We start from the raw sequence: 20177 nt of genomic DNA, 5'->3' as shown, positions 1-20177 counted from the left end.
GAGATTATGATGTGACATCTGATCCTATAGTCTGGAAGCAAGCTCGCGCGCGGATTGATCGCTCGCTTCGATCGTTTCGAGCGTCGGCTCCGAATGGATCTCGTGCTGCTCAAGCACTTGCTCGATGATCTCTTCGATCCGAAGGAAGGAGATTTCCTTGCGCAGGAACCGGGCAACCGCCACCTCGTTGGCAGCATTGAATACGGTTGGCGCCGTCCCTCCCATTTTACCACATTCATAGGCAAGCCTTAAACACGGAAAGCGTTCAAAATCCATTTCTCGAAAATTCAGCCTGCCCGCTTCCGCCAACGAAAGCCTTGGTGCCGGAGAATTCCAGCGTTCCGGATACGTCAGGGCATACTGGATTGGCACTCTCATGTCCGGGTTGCCTAACTGCGCGATAATGCTGGAATCCCGAAACTCGACGAAGGAATGAATAATGCTCTCCGGATGAAGCAATACGGAAATCTGCTCGTAGGGAAGTCCATACAGCCAATGGGCTTCGATCACCTCAAGCCCCTTGTTGACCATCGTTGCCGAATCAATCGTGATCTTGGCCCCCATGGACCAATTCGGATGCTTCAATGCGTCCTCAACCGTTACGTTCACCAGCTGCTCCCGCGTGTAGTCGCGAAAGGATCCGCCGGACGCCGTTAACGTGATCCGCTCGATATCCTCGTACCGTTCCCCGTTCAAGCACTGGAATATGGCCGAATGCTCGCTGTCGATGGGAAGAAGCTTGACCCCTTTCGCCGCTGCCGCCGCAGTCACCAGATGCCCTGCCGTTACCAGTGTCTCCTTATTCGCAAGTCCGATGTTCTTCCCCGCTTCGATGGCCGCCAGGGTGGATGGGAGTCCCATGCTTCCCACGACCGCCGTGACCACCAGCTCGGCATCCGTTCCGGCGGCGATCTCGATCAAGCCTTCCCGCCCATAGAACACTTCCGTTCCGGCAGGCAGGGAATGCTTCACCAGGTCCGCGAGCTCCTTGGTTGCGACCGAAACTTTACGCGGCCCAAATTCCTTCGCCTGCTGAAGCAGCAGCTCCACGTTGCTCCCAGCAGCCAAACCTTCGATCTGAAACTGGTCCCGATGCATCCTGGCGACATCCAAAGTCTGTGTACCGATCGAGCCGGTAGACCCGAGAACGCTGATTTTCTTCATAAATACATCTTTCCTTTCCATCAGTAAGGCAGAAGGCCAAGCATATGTACGAACGGGAATACGACGATCCAGCTGTCGCAGCGATCCAGTATTCCGCCGTGCCCGGGCAGCAGGCTGCCTGAATCCTTAATGCCGTACACCCTCTTGTAGGCGGACTGCACCAGATCTCCCAGCTGACCGATGACGGCACAAGACAGACCGATCAGAACGGCTTGTCCGGCCGATAATAATCCATTCGAGAAAAAGGAAAAGATCAGGGATGTGAACACAGCGATGACGACACCGCCAAGTGCACCCTCGATCGTTTTGTTCGGACTGATGGAAGGCCACAGCTTATGCCGCCCTGCCGCCTTCCCGACAAAATAGGCCCCGGCATCGCTCGCCCAGATGGAGCCCAGCAGAAGGAACGTCCAAAAGATGCCGTGACCGTCCTCCGCATGCCGCGACTCGGCGATGAAGGAGAAGCCGATGCCGACATAGACTGCACCCAGGAACAGCAAAGCGACCCGTTGAATATCAATGGCATTCTTCGTGGTCACCGTTGCCAGCAGGAACAGCAGAAGCAGGAGCCATATCGCGTGTTCCCAAGGGAGCTGAACATCGATATTCAGCAAATTCCACGGGAACACCAGCAGCAGCACTCCTGCATAACCGATCCACGCCGTTCCACCGAACGGCGCCGTTTTCGTCATTTTCACAAACTCATAGTATCCGATGAGTGCCATGGCCAGGATAAGAAGATGGTACGACAGTCCACCGATGAAACATAATCCCAAAAAGACCGTGCCCGCTATAATTCCGGTAATCAATCGCTGCTTCAATATGACCCATCCTCCATCGGCTACGACAGTCCACCGTAGCGCCGTGTTCTATGTTGATAATCGGCAACTGCCGCGACCAAATGTTCTTTGGTAAACTCCGGCCAATAAATGTCGGTAAACCATAATTCGCTATAAGCAAGCTGCCAAAGCATGAAATTGCTCAAACGCAATTCCCCGCTCGTCCGGATAAGCAGATCCGGATCCGGCAAATCGCCTGTGAGGAGCCGCTGACCGATCAGTTCCTCGGTTATATCTTCAGGACGAAGAATTCCGTCACGCACTTCCTGCCCGAGCGCTTTAAAACTCTCGGTGATCTCTTTCCGGCTGCCGTAATTAAGCGCAAAATTCAGCACAAGCCCCGTGTTGTCCGCCGTTCTGGCAACGGCCTCTTCCATCGCGGACACCGTATGGGACGGCAGGTCCTCCGGATGCCCCATCATTCTGACCTGGACATTCTTCTCAATGAGCTCTTCCAGCTCAATGGCCAGGAACTCCTGGGGAAGCTTCATAAGAAAATCCACTTCCTCCTTCGGCCGAGTCCAGTTTTCCGTCGAAAAAGCATACATCGTCAATATTTTGATCCCTAAATCATCGGCGGCGATGGCCGCTCTTTTGACAGCCTTCATGCCGTTCTGGTGACCGACGATTCGCGGCATGCCGCGCCGTTTAGCCCAGCGTCCGTTACCGTCCATAATAATTGCCACATGATGAGGGATGTTGTCCGGAGAGAGCTGATGCGTCTGCTGACTGTCCTCCTGATTCAACCACGATCGAACCCGTTTGATCATTCCATTTCCTCCAGGCTTCTTTCTGCAAAAAAGAGACAAACCCCACCATAACCGGAGGGGCCGCAAGTCTCTTACACTTCCATAATCTCTTTTTCTTTGGCAACGAGGACTTTGTCGACTTCCGCGATAAATTTATCCGTCGTTTTCTGGATATCTTCCTGATGTCTCCGGGACTCGTCCTCGGAAATATCCGTTTTCTCCATCTTTTTGATGTCATCGTTGGCATCACGGCGAATGTTGCGGATGGCCACTTTCGCTTCCTCGCCGAATTTCTTGGTCATTTTGACCAATTCGCTTCTGCGCTCTTCCGTGAGTGCAGGAATCACCAGGCGGATTTGCATGCCGTCGTTCGCCGGCGTCAATCCGAGATCCGATTTCATGATCGCCTTTTCGATATCTGCCAAAGACGACTTATCCCAAGGCTGAATCATCAGTGTCCGGGAATCCGGCGTGCTGATGTTTGCCAGTTGGTTGATCGGCGTAGGCGCTCCGTAGTACTCAACCGTAATCCGGTCGAGAAGGGCTGGCGCTGCCCGTCCTGCGCGCAGCGTAGCCAGATCGCGTCTCAAAGCCAAAATCGCTTTTTCCATGCGTTCTTCTGCGTTCTTTTTCACTGATTGCGGCATTAATCTACACTCCCTTTGACAATCGTTCCGATTTTCTCACCCAGAACGACACGCTTGATATTGCCTTGCTCCGTTATGGCGAATACGATGAGCGGAATGTTGTTGTCCATACATAACGATGAAGCTGTAGAGTCCATTACCCCAAGGTTTTTGTTCAATACATCAAGATACGTAAGCTGCTCGTATTTCTCAGCAGTTTCATCCTTAAATGGATCAGCGGAATACACTCCGTCCACTTTGTTCTTAGCCATCAAAATCACTTCTGCTTCGATTTCCGCTGCGCGAAGCGCTGCAGTCGTATCGGTGGAGAAGTATGGGTTACCCGTTCCCGCCGCGAAAATAACGACACGGCCTTTTTCCAGATGTCTTATCGCTCTGCGACGAATATACGGTTCTGCAATTTGCTGCATGGAGATGGATGTTTGCACACGGGTCGGCACTCCGATTTGCTCCAATGCATCCTGAAGCGCCAGGGAATTCATCACGGTTGCGAGCATCCCCATATAATCCGCAGTCGCTCGGTCGATCCCGTTCGCGCTGCCGGCAATGCCGCGCCAGATGTTTCCGCCGCCGCAGACGATGGCCACTTCCACACCAAGCTCTACGACATCGCGAACCTGCTCTGCGATTGAACCGATCGTATCCGCATCAATTCCATATCCGTTCTGACCTGCAAGGGATTCCCCGCTAACTTTCAATATGACTCGTTTATATACAGGCTGTTCCAAATGATAACCCTCCACTTTAAGACGGCGCCTCGTTGTACAGACGCCCGTTTGAAAAACGACAGACAGACACACCGGCACTGCTTGACGGTTAAAAAAATCGGGTAAACACATCCGTCTCAAGTAGAAACATCCTGGTCGTCTAATCAGACTATAGTCGGTTCTCTCTAACGAGATAAGGGTAGTCTCTACTCCGGGCTGCATCGCATTCTTATCTCTCTTTAAAAAAGAAGGAACACGGGTGTGTTCCACTCTTTCCTCTTACTTATATTAGCTCATTCGAATTAATTATTCACCTGAGCCATAACTTCTTCTGCGAAGTTTTCTTGTTTCTTCTCAAGGCCTTCGCCCAGCTCGAAGCGAGCAAAACGACGGATCGAGATGTTCTCGCCGATCGTGCTGATTTTCTCGTTCAGCAGCGTATTGATGGTTTTGTCCGGATCCTTAATGAATGCCTGCTCCATCAAGCAGTTCTCTTCATAGTATTTGTTGATGCGGCCTTCAACCATTTTTTCAACGATTTTCTCAGGCTTGCCTTCGTTCAGCGCTTGGTTCTTGAGAATTTCCTTCTCTTTCTCAAGCTCCTCAGCAGGAACTTCCTCGCGTCGAACATATTTAGGGTTTGCTGCAGCGATGTGCATTGCGATATCGCGGGCAAACTCTTTGAATTGATCGGTCTTGCCGACGAAGTCGGTTTCGCAGTTGATTTCAACGAGAACGCCGATGCGTCCGCCGCCGTGGATGTAGGATTCTACAACACCTTCAGTTGCGATACGACCTGCTTTATTCGCAGCTGCCGCCAAACCTTTTTCGCGAAGAACCGCGATCGCTTTATCGATATCACCGTTTGTTTCGTCCAGCGCTTTTTTGCAATCCAGCATGCCTGCGCCTGTTCTTTCGCGAAGTTCTTTTACCGCACTAGCTGTTACTGCCATTTCAATTCCCTCCAAATTGGTATTGATGAAGCGGTAGCCTCGGTCAAGGTTTTATTCGCCGGAAACGGCGAGGTCCAACCCAAAGGCCGCTTCGCCTTCTAAGTATTCATCATTTGCAAAATCATCTTTAGATATCAGACTCTTATGTACTGACATCTTAAAAAAAGGGCGGTGAGAGGTTATCCACCTACCAACCACCCTTTTCATTTAATTCATGGTTATACGTTTAATCCCGATTAAGCGGTTGTTTCTTCACCTTGGTGAGCTTCAACAACAGCGTCGGCCATTTTGCCTGTCAGCAATTTAACCGCACGGATCGCGTCATCGTTACCTGGGATTACGTAGTCGATTTCATCCGGATCACAGTTCGTATCCACGATGCCTACGATTGGGATACCCAATTTGCGGGCTTCCGCAACAGCGATGCGCTCTTTGCGAGGGTCGATTACGAACAATGCGCTTGGAAGACCCTTCATGTTCTTGATGCCGCCCAGGAATTTCTCAAGACGATCTTTCTCTTTGCGGAGAAGGATAACTTCTTTCTTAGGCAGCACTTGGAACGTGCCGTCTTCTTCCCAAGATTCGAGCTGCTTCAAGCGGTTGATACGCTTCTGGATCGTTTCGAAGTTTGTCAGCGTTCCGCCGAGCCAGCGTTGGTTGATGTAGTACATACCGCAACGCTCTGCTTCTTCCTTAACGGAATCTTGAGCTTGCTTCTTCGTGCCGACGAACAGGATGGTTCCGTTCTCAGCAGCAATGCTTTTCACAAAGTTGAATGCTTCTTCAACTTTCTTGACCGTTTTTTGCAGGTCGATAATGTAGATACCGTTTCTTTCAGTGAAGATATATTTATCCATTTTCGGGTTCCAGCGACGAGTCTGGTGACCGAAGTGAACGCCAGCTTCCAAAAGCTGCTTCATGGAGATTACTGCCATCTTCACGCACCTCCTAAATTTGGTTTTTGTGTGTCCCTCCGCCAAGATCATTTCCCGTCAAGACTCCCGCTCTTCGCAGAAGCACCCTTTACGGAATCACTCTGGCGTGTGTTTTAACACCGTCAATTACTATAACATAACCGAAGGCAGGTTGCAATGTCTTTTGTGCATGTCCTAAACGGCCCATTTCACCCCTAAATAAGGCCCGGTTATGACTTCAAAAAAAACCGTTCGCAACCAGAAGTCTAGTTGGACGGTTTTGCCGTTATTTTCGTTATGATCGAGCCGTAATCCTCGCCCGCCGTGAACGTGTACGTTCCGCTCTGGATAAAGCGGTTAATCCTCTTCTCGGTTGCTTTGTCGATGAATCCCTGCCTGTCCTTGATCACCCCGGCTGCAAGCAGACTGTCGGCCACATCGCTGAGGTTGTTGCCGGCAGGCACGCGGACGGTTATCGGAGCATTGGCTTTAGCCGGCGCCTTGGGCTCCGAAGGTGCTGCTGCTTGCTGCATCTCCTTGGTCTTTGCGGCTTCAGGCTGATCCGGCTGTTTAGGCTGCTTCGGCGTCTTTCGCTTATCCGTCCCGGTATTGTCAGCCGGTTCCGAAGGCTTGTCTTGTTCATCAGCCTTAGGCTGCTCCCCGCCCTCAGACGTTTCCTCGCTAAGCTGCTTCTGCTTCCACTGCTCAGCGGTCAAAAGCTCCTCGGATTTGTCCAGCACTTGCATATCCATTGCTTCGGCCGCAGCCTGCAGCTCTTCCTTCGTCAGCTCCCCGGTCAATGAGGCTTTGGTCAGCTGTGCCCCTTGGCCGATCAGCATAAGCTGAAGCAGCACGGCTCCTGCCACGATGCCGAGGCCCAGTCCCATCATGAAGGTTCGGTTCCTGATCATACGGATTCCTCCTGTCTGGCCAGTTGAATAATCAGCTGAACCTCGCCGCGCTGCATACCCGAAGCCTTGGCAATCATATCGATCGATTTACCCTGATCATACCATTCGAACAGTTCGGCGTATCGCTCCTTGATTGAAGGCATATGCGGCTCCGCCTCCCTATTCGAAGCAGCGCCCGCCTGGCGATCTTCCGTCACCGATGACAGCACCTTCGCAAGCTGGTCCTCCGCAGCGCGGAGCCTGTCTTCGGATGCGGCTGCCTTCCTCTCCAATTCCACGATCCTTGCGCTCCATTGCTCCGCCTGCTCCTGCTGCTCGATCAGCTTGGCGCTCTGTTCTTCCTTCATCTTCCGGATCAGCTCTACCAGCTGCTCGTTCTCCTGCTGGATTTCGGCCATGTATCCTTCGAGCGTAGCCTCGACTTCCTTCACCAGCTGTTCCCCGGATGCGCTCTCCTCCCGGCGTTTAGGCAGCATGAACGCATACAGTACGGCCGCTGCGCCCAGCAAAACGATGTATATCCATGGATACAAAACGATTAACTCCTTTGTGTACTTAATATAAGAGGCTGTTCAAAAAGACCGACTCCTCGAACTCCCACTATAATGAGATATCCAAGTTTCTTCCTTTATAGGGATGCTCAGCCGGATGCTCGGCAGCCTCCTTCGATTCGTCGCCGTCCGCGCTCTGGCCCTGCTGTCCTTGCGACCGGCGGCTGCCATCATCGCGCACCGCGGTTTCAGACGACTCGCTGACCTCGGCGCTCCGCTTGGCTTCGGCCCGGCTGTTCTTGATCTGCTCGCCAGCAAGCAGATTTTGGTCATTTTGCGGACGCTGCTGAAGTTCATTATGCAATTTTCCAGCCTCATTCGTTCTCGGTACGGCAATTTGCATTTCGACAGATTTCAAACTCAAGTGAAGATCACCTCATTATAATAGGATCATTCCCACATGCATCTGCTCGATCAACTACATAGGCCTCATACGCAGCTCTCCTCTGCGACAAGCTCCTACAATAACGGCACCATCGTGACATCTCCCTCATGATAGTAAAAAGAAACCCGCTGCGTGGGATCCTTGATGAAGCGGGTATACCGGCCGATCACAATTTTGGCTCCGCCGTATATGGTCTTGACGACGTTAACCCTCGCTTTTCCGGTATCCTCCAGCGTCTTTTCGATTTCCAGCATCCGTTCCTTAATTGCCGTCTGTTCCGCCATATTGGACTTTCTCGTTGCATTCAGCTTGATCCGCATCGCCATCTTGTCCGGAGACAGCTGGCCGGTCGACGCCAATTGATTCAGCAAATAAAGCGCTTTATCCGTCTTGTCCACACTTTCGATCAACTGCTTCAGCTGTGCGCGAAGCTCGGCCAATTCGTTGCGCAGGTCTGGAAGCACACCGACCTCAATGACGGTCGCCGTTGACATGCTATTGCCGACAGTTCGTGCGACGACCATCTCTCCGGCTTGCAAAACGCCGCCGACGACCAAGCCTTTCGTTCCATTGCATTCGATATTCCGACCCGCGCGGATGTTGGAGTGCATAATGCTCTGGGAAACGATCACGTTCGCTCCGGCAATGACATTTCCGTCCTGGATAAAGGAGCTCTTCACATCCTGGCCGGCCTTGACGTATCCTTTGTTATAGCCGATAATGCCGCCGGAAATATCGATCGAGCCCTCTGCATCAAGCTCGGCGCCTTCCACAAAACCCGTCACCCGGATATCGCCGGCCGCCTTGATTCGAAATCCGGTCAGGACATTTCCGCGGACAACGACCGTTCCGACAAAGTCGATATTGCCGATGCTGTAATCGACGTCCCCATTAATTTCGTATACCGGAAACACGTTGATTTTTCCCTTGTCGGTCCTTGTAAGCAGACCATCGATCGCCGCATACATCGCCGTTTTCTCCGCGTTTACCACTACGTTTTTACCGATCTTGAAATGAGCTTCCTTTCCCGGCTTGCTCGGGATCTCTTCACCGGTGACCGTCGTCCCGGGCTCTCCCTTTGTCGGTGGGACTCGGGTCGCCAGCAGCTGGCCCTTCTTTACATTATTTAAACGAATGATTTCTTTATAATCGACTTTGCCGTCCTCAATCTCGAGCGGCTTTACATGGGTCTGCCCTCCGAAATCGACGGTGAATTCAATTCTTCCGTTCTGTCCGTGTACAGGCTCCGTTCCGATGGCTATCGGCGTTCTGCTGTATTGATATTCCTCCGCATGACCGGCGATGCGCTGCAGGATATCCCGCTGGATCCCGTAACGAATGCCATGACTTCGCAAGAACTGCTCCAGCGCTTCAATCGAGCAGGAGAACCCGTCCTCCCATTTCGTGAACTGAATATAGGCGATAACCTTGTCATCCGAAAACGTGACGCTCATGTACTGATCCAATGCATAATCTAGAGACAATCCAGCCAACCCCCTTCCTAAATGGCAAGCGTCAATCGTTTTGCATCAGCAAATCCCGATCTTTATCAAGCGCGCCCCGTAGTCTCATTATCGCCTTGGAGTGAAGCTGTGAAATACGCGATGGTGATAACGACATCACTTCAGCGATTTCACTAAGTGATAAGTCCTCATAATATAATAATGAAACGACGGTTCTTTCCTTTGGGGTTAATTTACTGATCCCTTTCTTCAGCGCTTCCCGCAGGTAAAATTCATGCACCTTATGATCCGGATTTTTTGCTTTCTCGTCAACCAGAACCGACATGCGTGTCTCCGACTCCTCCTCGCGAATCGGATCCTCCAGCGATGTCAGCGTCATCACCGCCACCTCCTGCAGCATGTGCCGAAATTCCTTCTCGGACACCTCCAGGTAGCTGCTCATCTCCGAATCGCTAACGCTGCGCAAATACTTTTGTTCAAGTTGCTGGTACGCAGTTTCGATCTTCTTCGCCTTCTCTCGGACGGAACGAGGCACCCAATCCCCCTGGCGAAGCGAATCAAGGATTGCGCCCCGAACCCGCCAGGAGGCATAGGTTTCGAACTGCAGACCGCGCTTGTAGTCGAATTTCTCGATGGCATCGATCAGCCCCATAACGCCGTTGCTGGCGAGATCTCCCTTCGAGACGTTCTTGGGAAGGCCGATGGCCAAGCGGCTTGAAACATAGTCAACGATGTGCAAATGATTTTCGATTAATTTCTTTTTCGCTTCCGGGTCCCCATCTTCCTTCCATGCACTCCATAAATCCGCATGATTCAGCATTGTAGCCTTACGTTCGTCCAATTGCCTTCACCCTCCTTATTTTTCCGCAAGGTGACGAACGGCCTTGGCCAGTTCCTCGGGATCTTTAGTTGAGACCAGCTTGGGCGGGTTGAGCGGAACGAATCCGCCCTTGCCTTTGCTGCCGTTTTCGGAGTGGATCATATCCATCAGCTCCTCATCTTCGTCCGGCGTAGCCAGATCAAGGACGGCCCCTCGTTCATCCTCTTGAGCCGTTCCGGTATCGGCGCTCTTCCCTGCCTTCGGGCTGTTTCCGTTTCGGCCGGCGATGATGTCCAGCAGCCCTTTCAATAAGAATGCCAGCACAAACCAGATCACGAAGGCGAGGAACGCCCGGGCCATACTGGTTGTCCATAGATTGTTGCGTATGGAAAAAATAAAAGTGAAAATAAATCCGGCAATTCCCGATAGGATATAAAAACGCAGTTTTTCCATCATCTCTACAGTTCCTTTATGCCCTTTTGTACACTTCGCACGGTAAATTTCCCCGTCGAACAGTCCAGTTCCACGGTTCTTCCGTAATTTTCTCCAGTATCCTCCGCAATGAGGGCAATGCCCATCTGCTGGAGTCCCTCTTTGCACGATTCGACATTCCGAGGGCCGATCCGCATGGTATCGCCGGCTCCGGCAAAGGAGAACATTTGCGCGCCGCCGGCCATTTTTGCAACCAACCTGGCTTGAACGGCGCCCAGTCCCTTCATTTTGTTCAGAAGGACCGGAAGGGCCGTGTCCGCATACTTCGCCAGATTCAGCTGCCCCTCCCTGGCAATCGAGGAGGACGGAAGCATGATATGGGCCAGCCCCCCGATCTTCGCAACCGGATCATACAAGGTCAGTCCGACGCAGGAGCCAAGCCCGGTCGTGCGCAATATGCCGTTTGGACCTGCGACGTTCAGATCCGCCATGGCCACCTTCACGATGCTTTGCTCATCAATCATGCTCTAAAGGCACTCCCAAGGCTTCGAATATTTGCGCGAACGAAGGTGGATCGGGTATGAGAAAAAACTGGCCTTCCACTTCATTCTGTCCCTCTAGAAACGTCGTGTTGATCAAGAGCGCATCGTCTCCCATTTCTCCGAATTGAAGGAGTCCGTAGCTTAATATGGCGCCCGCCATGTCCATGGCCAGTCCCGGAACGGTCGGCGTCATGGATAAATTGGTAAAATCCGCAAGCGAGGAAAGATAGGAACCGGCCAGGATGTTGCCGATTTCGCACAATGCCGACAGCTCCATCTCGGAGAATTGTTCGTCCTCCGACACTTCGATGCCCGCCAGGTTCTGGAGCAGATTTTTTCCCGCTTCAGGGCTCATGATAAAGAACAGATTGCCCGGTGCGCTGCCTTCCACCCGCAGGAAGACGGCCAGCACCACTTGCTCGCTGCCGCCCACGCTTTCCGCGATTTCTTTAAAAGGAAGCAGCTGCACTTTCGGTACGGCCATATCGATGGGCTTGTCCAGCAAGCGGGACAATGCCGTTGCAGCATTCCCCGCACCGATGTTCCCCACTTCCTTCAGCACATCCATCTTGACTTCCCTGCCATACTTAAACAGCTCCACGATTAATCCTCAAGGCCTTCAAGCTGAATAATTTCGCTCTTGTTCAGCACTTCGGACAGATTCAGCATGACCAGAAGGCGCTCCTCTCCTACCCGCGCGACGCCGCGAAGATATTTCGCTTTAATCCCGCCGACAACTTCTGGCGGTGAATCGATGTCGTCGGTATTAAGGTCGATGACGTCGCTGGCGGAATCGACGATAAAGCCGACCTGCATATCGCTGACCGCAACGATGATGATCCGGGTTTGATCGGTCGGCTCCACCTCAGCCAATCCGAAGCGCCCCCGCAGATCAATAACCGGGATGACTACGCCGCGAAGGTTGATCACACCTTTTACAAAAGCGTAGGTTTTCGGTACGCGCGTAATCGGCATCATCCGTTCAATCGTTTGAACCTTATCCACCTCAATGCCGTATTCCTCAGTGCCGAGCTTAAAGACGATAACCTTGATTTCTTCTCCCATGACTGAATCCTCCTTTAAATTATGTGGCCTGCCGCTATACGAATGAAACTTGTTTTACTTAATGAACGCATTCGCATCGATAATAAGAGCAACTTGTCCGTCGCCGAGGATCGTTGCCCCGGAAATTCCTTGAATCGCCGGCAAGTATTTGCCCAGATTTTTAATAACGATTTCGCTTTGGCCGATAAAATCATCGATCGCGAGCGCGGCTAGACGATCGCCTTTTCGAATCACGACAATTTCGGTTTCTTCTTCCTGCTCATCATCGAAATCCGGCACCTCGAACACCTTGCTGAGCGAAATAATCGGTATCATCGAATCGCGGAAGTGAACCATGCGGCTGCCGTGCACATTTTTGACGTGGCCGCGTTTGATGACAGCCGTTTCCACGATGGATGACAGCGGGATCGCATATTTCTCGGAGCCCATCTTGATCAGCATGGCTGCGATGATCGACAATGTCAGCGGAAGCTGTACAGAGAAGTTGGTTCCTTTCCCAGGGGTCGAATAGATGGTCACGTTGCCGCCAAGCGAAACGATCTTGGATTTGACGACGTCAAGCCCTACTCCGCGGCCCGATACGTCGGATATTTTCTCCGCCGTGCTGAATCCCGGAGCAAAGAGCAGCTGATGCACTTCTTCATCCGACATCGACTCCGCTTCGGACTCGGTAACCACACCCTTCTTGAGCGCATTCTGCAAGATCTTCTCACGGTAAATGCCCCGGCCGTCATCCTCAATCTCAATGAATACGTTGTTGCCGCTGTGGAAGGCCCGCAGATGGACCGTTCCGGTTTCCGGCTTGCCGGCGGCTATCCGGTCCGCGACAGGCTCGATGCCATGGTCAGCCGAGTTGCGCAGCAGGTGGACCAGCGGATCGCCGATTTCGTCGATAACGGTCCGATCCAGCTCCGTATCGGCCCCGGTGATAATGAGATCGATTTTTTTATCCAGTGTTTTCGCAAGGTCCCGGACCATCCGCGGAAAGCGGTTGAAAACTGTATCCACGGGAACCATGCGCAGCTTCAGCACGATATTTTGAAGATCGCTGCTGACCCGGCTCATATGCTCGACAGTATCGGTAAGCTCCTGGTTCTGGGCCTCGCTCGCCAATTGCTCAAGCCGTACCCGGTCAATAAGCAGCTCGCTGAACAGGTTCATCAGGACGTCCAGCCGTTCAATGTCCACGCGGATCGTTCGGGACGGGTTCGCCCCGCCGCTTCGGGCCGGAGCCTTCGCTTCCTTGGCGGCTGCAGGGGTGCTCTTCGACTCGGGTGCCGAAGGTGCCGAAGCTGCCGCAGCAGGCTGCTGCGCTTCCGGCTTGACGGTTTCGAGTGCTGCCGCAGCTTGTTGTACCATTTGCTGGAGCGTTTCATGATCCAGTGAGACAACCTGGGCTGTCTCGATTTCAGAAACGCCGAGGATTTGGCTCTCAATGTCCGCGGCTTCCCGCTGTGTTATGTAGTACAACGAAAATACGCGATCGAATTCACCTTGCTCAATGTCTTGAACGTCCGGATGCGTCTTTACGATTTCTCCGGATCTTTCCAGCGCCTCGAATACCATGTAGGCCCGAACCGCTTTAAGCTGGCAATCCTCGCGCAGGGTCACTTGTATATAGAGAACCTTATGGCCTTCCGAAATGGATTGTTCAAGCACCGAATACTGAAACTCGTCCAGCGTGATTCCGGGTTGGGAAGCCGATCCTTGATCAGCGCCTTGACCCTCTCCGGTTTGCGCTTGTTGCGCCGGGTTCTCTCCCCGGACGATGGACTGAAGAGCGGCCACAATCGAAGACACATCCGATTTGCCGTCACCTCCGGACGTAATATCCTGCACCATCGATTCAAGCGCGTCCAAGCTTTTGAAGAGCGTGTCGAAGATATAATCCTGCATCGTCAGCTTTTCATTCCGAACGAGGTCCAGCACATTTTCCATCTGGTGCGTTAACGAGGCGAGATCTTCGAAGCCCATCGTTGCGGCCATGCCTTTTAACGTGTGCGCCGACCGGAAAATCACTTGCACGATTCCCAAGTCGTCCGGATTGTTTTCTAATTGCAGCATGTTTTCATTTAATGATTGCAGATGATCATTTGACTCATCAATAAACATTGTCAAATATTGATTCATGTCCATTGAGAGACACCTCCTCCTGAGTTCACTTTCTGTTATTTACAGCTTGAACCACTTTGGGTGCAAGTTCCTGCAGAGGCAACACATCATTGACGCATCCGAGTTCGACAGCCGAGCGAGGCATTCCGTATACAACACAGGTTTCCTCGCTCTCCGCAAAGGTGGATTTAACGCCCGAATCGTAAAGCTTCTTCATCATTCTCGCTCCATCGCTTCCCATGCCGGTCATCAGCACCGCATGACGCGTAAGCTCCGTCAGCGGGAGCAGCGACTCGAACAGCGTATCGACAGATGGGCGATGGCCGTTGCGCGGCTCATCCATGCTTGTAGCAATCACATATCCGTTTTTCTCCGTGCGTCTTACCCGGATATGGCTTCCCCCTGGAGCGATATAAGCTTTCCCCGGCTCCAAAGGCATTCCGTCGGCTGCTTCCAGCACCTCCAGCCTGCTAAATGAATTCAGGCGCTGTGCAAGAGATTTCGTAAACTTGGGCGGCATATGCTGCACGATAACGATCGGAGCATGAAAGCCGCTTGGAATCCCCTCCAGAAAAGCCTTCAGCGCCCGAGGCCCCCCAGTGGAGCAGCCCACCGCTACGAGATCCGTAATCGCCGCCAAGGATGACGGACCGTTGTCTGTAGGCCGGCTGTCAGCTCCGGCTGAAGACGGCTTTGGGGACTCCGGCTTCCTTCTTTTCTCCGGAGCGGCGGGCTTCCGGCGTAAAGGATCCGTGCCCGGAAGCACTTCCCGAATCCTCCGTTTCTCCTCGCCGACCGAAGGCGGTTCCTGACGTGCAAGGACCTCAGCAGCATTTGCCCGAATATGACCGGCCTGAGGCAGTTCCTTCGCACTCGGCTTCTTATCCGCCAGCTTGCCGAGAGGCTTGGAAGCTCGGGAAGAGGAGGTTTGACGCTGTGCAGCTTGCCGCGCCCTCTCTTCCTCCTCCCACAAGGCTCTGCGCTGCTTGGCCTGCATCGCCGCATGCAGCTGCTTCATCAGCTCTTGCCCGACCTGCTCGATCCCGAGCGCATTCGTAATGGAAGGCTTTCGTATAAAATCAAATGCGCCGGCCTCTAGGGCCAGAATCGTTTCCTTCATCCCCTCTTCATTCAAGCCGGACAGCATGATCACCGGACGAGGCCCTAACTCCATAATAAATTTCAGAGCGTCCAATCCGTTCATCTCCGGCATTTCCACGTCCAGGGTAACCGCATCCGGGTTCAATTCCTTCACTTTCCGGATGGCCTCTTGCCCGTTCTCAGCCGTTCCGACCACTTGAAAAAGTGCGTCTCGCTCGATGAAATCCGAGAATATTTTCCTCATAAATGCGGAATCGTCCACAACAAGCACACGAAAGGGCTCCACTATCAGTCCACCTCAGTTTCCAATTATCCAAGTAAGGATGATGCAAAAATCCAAAGAGCGACTATCAGTCAGCAATATATAGAGCGAAATGGTTGAATTCGTCTTTATATTGTACTCGGGAGCGGCTTGAATCAAATTTTGCAAAATCCTGAAGTAAGAATCACTTTGTCCGTTTGAGCAAGCGATGCATAAATCCCTTGATTCCTTTCGGGGCATCCGGCTCTGCAGGGACAGGAGATGCCATGCTGCGAAGAGCGATCCGTCTGACGTCGCTTGCAGCATCGCACTTCGGGAACGCTACCGTGAATGGAACCTGCCGCTTGACCGCCTGCCCGACATGCGGATCATCCGCGATCGAGCCCAGCAGCTGCATGTCCAAATCCAGAAAGCGGCGGGCCGTTAACATGATTTTATCCGCTGCTTCACGAGCCTCCCGTTCATCACTGGCCCGATTGACGATCAGGCTGAGCGGGACTCTAGACCCGGTCCCATGCACGACTTTGATGAGAGCGTACGCATCCGTGATGGAAGTCGGCTCGGGCGTCGTTACGACGTAACAATGATCGGCCGAGGTAATGAACCGCATGTTTTCTTTTGACAAGCCTGCGCCTGTATCAAAAATGATGTAATCCATGTCGGACGATATGCGCTCAAGCTGATCGAGAAAATAATTCATGTCCGAATCGGAGAGAGAAAACAGGTCGGCAAGTCCGGATCCCCCCGCAATAAAGGCGAGCTGCTCGGGCCCATACTGAATCACGTCCTCCATGCTCTTCTCCCGCCGCAGCAAATGATAAAGGCTGTAACGGGACGATACGCCCATTAGCACATCGATATTGGCCATTCCGATATCGGCGTCAAACACCAGCACTTTTTTGCCCATCGATTGCAGCGCAAGCGCAAAGTTCAGCGAGAAATTGGATTTCCCGACACCGCCCTTGCCGCTCGTGACTGTTATGATCTTGGCGCTTCCGGCTGAGGTCCTAGGAGACATTCCCACGTTCTCGCTCCGCTGCGCAGATACGAGCTGCCTGAGTGAATGGGCTTGATCCGTCATGACCGCGTATCTCCCAGCAGCAAATCGCACAACTGCTCGCTATTGGCCAAAAGCAGGTCGTCCGGTACATTTTGACCATTGGTCATGTAAGACAAGCGCAGGTTGTGCGCATGGAGCAGATTGAAGATCGGACCGAAGCTTCCGGTCTCATCCATCTTGGTGAATATGACTTTATCGAGTGCATATTTGCTGAAATGATCCGCGATTTCAATCATATCCCCGCTCTTGGACGTAAGGCTGAGAACAAGGTAAGTTTCGCTGTGCTCCGAATGGGAAAAGAGGCTTTGCAATTCGGAGACGAGCAGCTCGTTCCGATAATTCCGGCCGGCTGTATCCATTAAGATCAGATCACAGTCTTGAAGGGTTTGAAGCGCCCGCTGCATATCTCCCGGCGACTGGACTACCTCCATTGGGACATTCAAAATCGAGGCATAAGTCCGAAGCTGCTCTACCGCCGATATCCGGTACGTATCCGAGGTTATAAAGCCCACCTTGCGGTGATATCTGAACAGCTGCTCTGCAGCGATTTTGGCGATCGTTGTCGTCTTGCCGACACCCGTCGGCCCGGCGATGTATACGATCCGCGTGTCAGGTTGAATGCCCCCGCCGATGCGCTCATCAATAAAAGCCTTCGCCTGCTCGCGCATAATCGCCTGCAGCTGCTCGCTTCCAAGCTGCATCCCGCTCTCCCGCAGCGCTTCTTCAGCAGCCTCAAGCCACTGCTCGCTGAGCCTCGCGGAAACTTCCTGTCTAAGCAGGCGATCCCTTATCGATTCCAGCGGCTCCGGCAGCTGTCTGGCTTCAAGATTGTGCCTGGACAGCTTGGCGATCCATTCCTTCATTTCCTTCAGTTCCTCGAGCACTCGCTGCTCTGATTCACTGATGCCCAGCCGGGAGCTCAAGGGCTCAACCGGAGGATCGTGCAATTTGCCTTGCGCTGCAGCTGCTGCCTTCGGGCTCGGGTAAGCGGCTTCGGCCGAAGCCGTTCCCGTCTGTATCGGTGGCGGGCTGTCCTCCCGGACCTCCTGCGCCTCCCCGGCTGCTGCGGCTTGGCTCATAATCTCGGCAAAGCGGACATAATCCGCTTCTTGTGCACCATCCTTCGGCTTCACCGCTTCCTGGACAGGAGCCTTTGACAAATCGGCTGCCGTCGGATTCGCGATTTCCGCTGCTCGCTGGTATGCCTTCGGTACGGCTGCCTTCGGCACTGCCGCAGGCGGCTTCGGCTTGGCTTTGACGGAGGATTTCGATTTCTCCTCCTGCTCAACCGCGGCGATAACCTCGATCTTCTTTCGGGAGAACATCCCTAGAAAGCCGCCTACCTTAATATCCTTCGTGCTCAATATGACCGCATCCGTACCCAAATCCGATCGGATCTGCGCCATCGCTTCCGGCATCGTGTCGACGATATACCTTTTTACTCTCATAAGTTCACCACTCCGACACTTTGAATTTCGACGTTCGGCTCAAGCTCGCTGTAGGATAGAACCGGAATATCCTGCATCCCGCGTTCAATCACCTGCCGCAAATACATGCGGATGGCCGGAGAGGTAAGCAGCACCGGCTGTTGTCCCATCTGGATAATCCGATTCACTTGCTCGCTCAGCTTCTGGAATACATTCTGCGTAGACACCGGGTCCATCGCCAAGTAAGTCCCCTGTTCGCTCTGCTGCACGCTCTCCGCGATTTTCTTCTCAAGCTGCGGTCCGACGGTGATCACCTTCATGGCCTCTCCGTCTTGAGCAAACTGCTGTGTGATTTGCCTGGAGAGCGCTTGTCTTACATACTCTGTCAGCACATCCGGGTCCTTCGAATAATGCCCGTAATCCGCAAGGGTCTCCAGAATCGTAACCATATCGCGAATGGAGATTTTCTCCCGAAGCAGCTTGGCGAGCACCTTCTGTACCTCCCCGATCGTCAGCACGGAAGGGATCAGCTCGTCGACAAGCACCGGATAGCTTTCCTTGATGTTGTCGACCAGCGCTTTTGTCTCCTGGCGCCCCAGCAGCTCATGAGCGTGCCGCTTGATCAGCTCTGTCAAATGCGTAGCTACGACGGAAGGCGGATCCACGACGGTATATCCCGCCAGATCGGCCCGTTCTTTCGTCGCCTCGTCAATCCAGAGGGCCGGCAGCCCGAATGCGGGCTCCGTCGTTTCGATTCCCGTAACGGAATCGTCCTCGTAGCCGGGACTCATGGCGAGGTAATGATTTAGTAGTAATTCCCCGCCGCCGACAGCATTCCCTTTTATTTTTATGACATATTCATTCGGTTTAAGTTGAATATTGTCGCGGATTCGGATCACCGGCACGACCAGTCCAAGTTCAAGCGCGCATTGTCTCCGGATCATAATAATCCGATCCAGCAAGTCTCCGCCCTGCTGGGTATCCGCAAGCGGGATCAAGCCGTATCCAAACTCGAATTCGATCGGATCCACCTGCAGCAGGTTGATGACACTTTCCGGACTGCGAACCTCTTCGATCTGCTGCTCCTCCTCCATCTGCTCCACCTCGACCTGCTTGCGGTCCAGATTGTTCTGCATTCTCCTTGCTGCTATAAACAGAACAAGCGCGATGGGCGCTGTCGTTATAAAATGAATCGGAGTAAACAATCCCAGCAGCAATACGGTGCCTGATACGATATACAGCAAGCGTGGATAGGAAAACAGCTGACCTGTCAGATCCTCGGCCAGATTTCCTTCGGAGGAAGCTCTGGTGACGATAAGACCTGCCGATGTCGATATGAGAAGCGCCGGAATCTGGCTGACCAGTCCATCCCCGATCGTCAGGATCGAGTACGTGCTCATCGCTTCGGGAAACGACATGCCATGAATCGAGATCCCGATAATAAATCCGCCGATCAGGTTGATCAGCAGGATGATGATCGAAGCGATGGCATCCCCTTTTACGAACTTGCTGGCACCGTCCATCGCACCGTAAAAGTCGGCCTCCCGCTCGATTTTCCGTCTGCGCTCCCGAGCTTGCTGTTCGTTGATTAGGCCTGCATTCAAATCGGCATCGATGCTCATCTGCTTACCGGGCATGGCGTCCAGCGTAAATCGTGCGGCAACCTCAGCCACGCGCTCGGAGCCTTTCGTTATGACGATAAACTGAACCACGATCAAAATTAAAAAGACGATGAACCCGACCGCGATTTCGCCATTGGCAATCCAGCTGCCGAAGGTAGCGACAACCTCACCCGCATTGGCTTCGGACAAAATCAGCTTGGTTGTCGATATGTTCAGCGCAACCCGAAACAAGGTCGTGATGAGAAGCAGGGAAGGAAATATCGAAAAGTCCAGCGCTTCTTTCGTGTTCATGGCCACCAGCAGGATGATCAGTGCCACCGATATATTGATGATAAGCAGTAAATCCAGCAGCCAGATCGGGATCGGAAGAATCATCATAAGTACGATGCCAATGACACCCGCAAGGACAGATAGATCTTTTATTTTCACTGCACTTAGGCCTCCGGTCCCT

21 protein-coding genes are annotated in these 20177 nt (G+C 52.9%); all 21 read right to left on the bottom strand.

Going from position 1 to position 20177, the window contains the following annotated elements; genetic code table 11:
• Positions 1–24: 24 nt before the first annotated feature.
• Entirely contained in the window at positions 25–1164 is a 1140-nt protein-coding gene (locus NSQ46_RS11365; protein WP_210095132.1) for a 1-deoxy-D-xylulose-5-phosphate reductoisomerase, read from the bottom strand.
• A 20-nt stretch (positions 1165–1184) separates the two neighbouring features.
• Positions 1185–1985 (bottom strand): phosphatidate cytidylyltransferase, encoded by an 801-nt coding sequence (locus tag NSQ46_RS11360; protein WP_007128719.1) that lies wholly within the window; start codon positions 1983–1985, stop codon positions 1185–1187.
• Between the two features lie 20 nt (positions 1986–2005).
• On the bottom strand, positions 2006–2773 hold the full coding sequence (locus tag NSQ46_RS11355; protein WP_007128720.1) for an isoprenyl transferase: 768 nt from the start codon (positions 2771–2773) through the stop codon (positions 2006–2008).
• Positions 2774–2844: 71 nt separating this feature from the next.
• A complete protein-coding gene (frr, locus tag NSQ46_RS11350) occupies positions 2845–3399 on the bottom strand; it encodes a ribosome recycling factor (RefSeq protein ID WP_007128721.1) in 555 nt (184 codons plus the stop codon).
• A complete protein-coding gene (gene pyrH / locus NSQ46_RS11345) occupies positions 3399–4127 on the bottom strand; it encodes a UMP kinase (protein ID WP_028405670.1) in 729 nt (242 codons plus the stop codon). The genes frr and pyrH overlap by 1 nt, the downstream gene beginning before the upstream one ends.
• 281 nt (positions 4128–4408) lie before the next feature.
• The gene (tsf, locus tag NSQ46_RS11340; RefSeq protein ID WP_007128723.1) at positions 4409–5059 is read right to left on the bottom strand and encodes a translation elongation factor Ts; all 651 of its coding nucleotides are present in this window, start codon (positions 5057–5059) and stop codon (positions 4409–4411) included.
• A 236-nt stretch (positions 5060–5295) separates the two neighbouring features.
• Positions 5296–5994, bottom strand: a complete 699-nt coding sequence (rpsB, locus tag NSQ46_RS11335) for a 30S ribosomal protein S2 (RefSeq protein WP_007128724.1) — start codon at positions 5992–5994, stop codon at positions 5296–5298.
• 245 nt (positions 5995–6239) lie between these two features.
• A complete protein-coding gene (locus tag NSQ46_RS11330) occupies positions 6240–6884 on the bottom strand; it encodes a hypothetical protein (protein ID WP_007128725.1) in 645 nt (214 codons plus the stop codon).
• Positions 6881–7417, bottom strand: coding sequence for a hypothetical protein (locus NSQ46_RS11325; protein ID WP_007128726.1), 537 nt, complete (start codon positions 7415–7417; stop codon positions 6881–6883). The genes NSQ46_RS11330 and NSQ46_RS11325 overlap by 4 nt, the downstream gene beginning before the upstream one ends.
• Positions 7418–7484: 67 nt before the next feature.
• Entirely contained in the window at positions 7485–7799 is a 315-nt protein-coding gene (locus tag NSQ46_RS11320; protein ID WP_007128727.1) for a hypothetical protein, read from the bottom strand.
• 95 nt (positions 7800–7894) lie between these two features.
• Positions 7895–9304, bottom strand: a complete 1410-nt coding sequence (locus NSQ46_RS11315; protein ID WP_007128728.1) for a FapA family protein — start codon at positions 9302–9304, stop codon at positions 7895–7897.
• Positions 9305–9335: 31 nt separating this feature from the next.
• The gene (locus NSQ46_RS11310; RefSeq protein WP_007128729.1) at positions 9336–10124 is read right to left on the bottom strand and encodes a FliA/WhiG family RNA polymerase sigma factor; all 789 of its coding nucleotides are present in this window, start codon (positions 10122–10124) and stop codon (positions 9336–9338) included.
• Between the two features lie 15 nt (positions 10125–10139).
• Entirely contained in the window at positions 10140–10559 is a 420-nt protein-coding gene (locus NSQ46_RS11305; protein ID WP_007128730.1) for a hypothetical protein, read from the bottom strand.
• 2 nt (positions 10560–10561) lie between these two features.
• Entirely contained in the window at positions 10562–11059 is a 498-nt protein-coding gene (locus NSQ46_RS11300; RefSeq protein WP_007128731.1) for a chemotaxis protein CheD, read from the bottom strand.
• Positions 11052–11678, bottom strand: a complete 627-nt coding sequence (locus NSQ46_RS11295; RefSeq protein ID WP_007128732.1) for a chemotaxis protein CheC — start codon at positions 11676–11678, stop codon at positions 11052–11054. The genes NSQ46_RS11300 and NSQ46_RS11295 overlap by 8 nt, the downstream gene beginning before the upstream one ends.
• A gap of 2 nt (positions 11679–11680) precedes the next feature.
• Positions 11681–12142, bottom strand: a complete 462-nt coding sequence (locus tag NSQ46_RS11290) for a chemotaxis protein CheW (protein ID WP_007128733.1) — start codon at positions 12140–12142, stop codon at positions 11681–11683.
• Positions 12143–12196: 54 nt separating this feature from the next.
• Positions 12197–14278, bottom strand: coding sequence for a chemotaxis protein CheA (locus tag NSQ46_RS11285; RefSeq protein ID WP_007128734.1), 2082 nt, complete (start codon positions 14276–14278; stop codon positions 12197–12199).
• A gap of 22 nt (positions 14279–14300) precedes the next feature.
• Complete coding sequence (locus tag NSQ46_RS11280) at positions 14301–15641, bottom strand: chemotaxis response regulator protein-glutamate methylesterase (RefSeq protein WP_007128735.1); 1341 nt, start codon at positions 15639–15641, stop codon at positions 14301–14303.
• Between the two features lie 160 nt (positions 15642–15801).
• Positions 15802–16698: a MinD/ParA family protein gene (locus tag NSQ46_RS11275; RefSeq protein ID WP_342576768.1), complete on the bottom strand. Its 897-nt coding sequence runs from the start codon at positions 16696–16698 to the stop codon at positions 15802–15804.
• On the bottom strand, positions 16695–18125 hold the full coding sequence (gene flhF, locus NSQ46_RS11270; protein ID WP_342576767.1) for a flagellar biosynthesis protein FlhF: 1431 nt from the start codon (positions 18123–18125) through the stop codon (positions 16695–16697). Before flhF ends, NSQ46_RS11275 begins: the two co-directional genes overlap by 4 nt.
• A complete protein-coding gene (flhA, locus tag NSQ46_RS11265) occupies positions 18122–20155 on the bottom strand; it encodes a flagellar biosynthesis protein FlhA (protein ID WP_007128738.1) in 2034 nt (677 codons plus the stop codon). The genes flhF and flhA overlap by 4 nt, the downstream gene beginning before the upstream one ends.
• Positions 20156–20177: the final 22 nt, after the last annotated feature.

The sequence above is a fragment of the Paenibacillus sp. FSL M8-0142 genome, assembly GCF_038597315.1.
GTDB classification, from domain to species: domain Bacteria; phylum Bacillota; class Bacilli; order Paenibacillales; family Paenibacillaceae; genus Paenibacillus_AQ; species Paenibacillus_AQ lactis.
The sequence above is the reverse complement of the archived record's forward strand: the minus strand, read 5'-3'. Positions and strand labels throughout refer to the sequence as shown.

Bases quoted from the DNA above. Each gene is read 5' to 3' on its own strand.
- NSQ46_RS11300 (WP_007128731.1), bottom strand. From the start codon at position 11,059: ATGATTGATGAGCAAAGCATCGTGAAGGTGGCCATGGCGGATCTGAAC.
- rpsB (WP_007128724.1), bottom strand. From the start codon at position 5,994: ATGGCAGTAATCTCCATGAAGCAGCTTTTGGAAGCTGGCGTTCACTTC.
- NSQ46_RS11330 (WP_007128725.1), bottom strand. From the start codon at position 6,884: ATGATCAGGAACCGAACCTTCATGATGGGACTGGGCCTCGGCATCGTG.
- NSQ46_RS11305 (WP_007128730.1), bottom strand. From the start codon at position 10,559: ATGATGGAAAAACTGCGTTTTTATATCCTATCGGGAATTGCCGGATTT.
- NSQ46_RS11355 (WP_007128720.1), bottom strand. From the start codon at position 2,773: ATGATCAAACGGGTTCGATCGTGGTTGAATCAGGAGGACAGTCAGCAG.
- frr (WP_007128721.1), bottom strand. From the start codon at position 3,399: ATGCCGCAATCAGTGAAAAAGAACGCAGAAGAACGCATGGAAAAAGCG.
- NSQ46_RS11285 (WP_007128734.1), bottom strand. From the start codon at position 14,278: ATGGACATGAATCAATATTTGACAATGTTTATTGATGAGTCAAATGAT.
- NSQ46_RS11290 (WP_007128733.1), bottom strand. From the start codon at position 12,142: ATGGGAGAAGAAATCAAGGTTATCGTCTTTAAGCTCGGCACTGAGGAA.
- tsf (WP_007128723.1), bottom strand. From the start codon at position 5,059: ATGGCAGTAACAGCTAGTGCGGTAAAAGAACTTCGCGAAAGAACAGGC.
- flhF (WP_342576767.1), bottom strand. From the start codon at position 18,125: ATGAGAGTAAAAAGGTATATCGTCGACACGATGCCGGAAGCGATGGCG.
- NSQ46_RS11365 (WP_210095132.1), bottom strand. From the start codon at position 1,164: ATGAAGAAAATCAGCGTTCTCGGGTCTACCGGCTCGATCGGTACACAG.
- NSQ46_RS11275 (WP_342576768.1), bottom strand. From the start codon at position 16,698: ATGACGGATCAAGCCCATTCACTCAGGCAGCTCGTATCTGCGCAGCGG.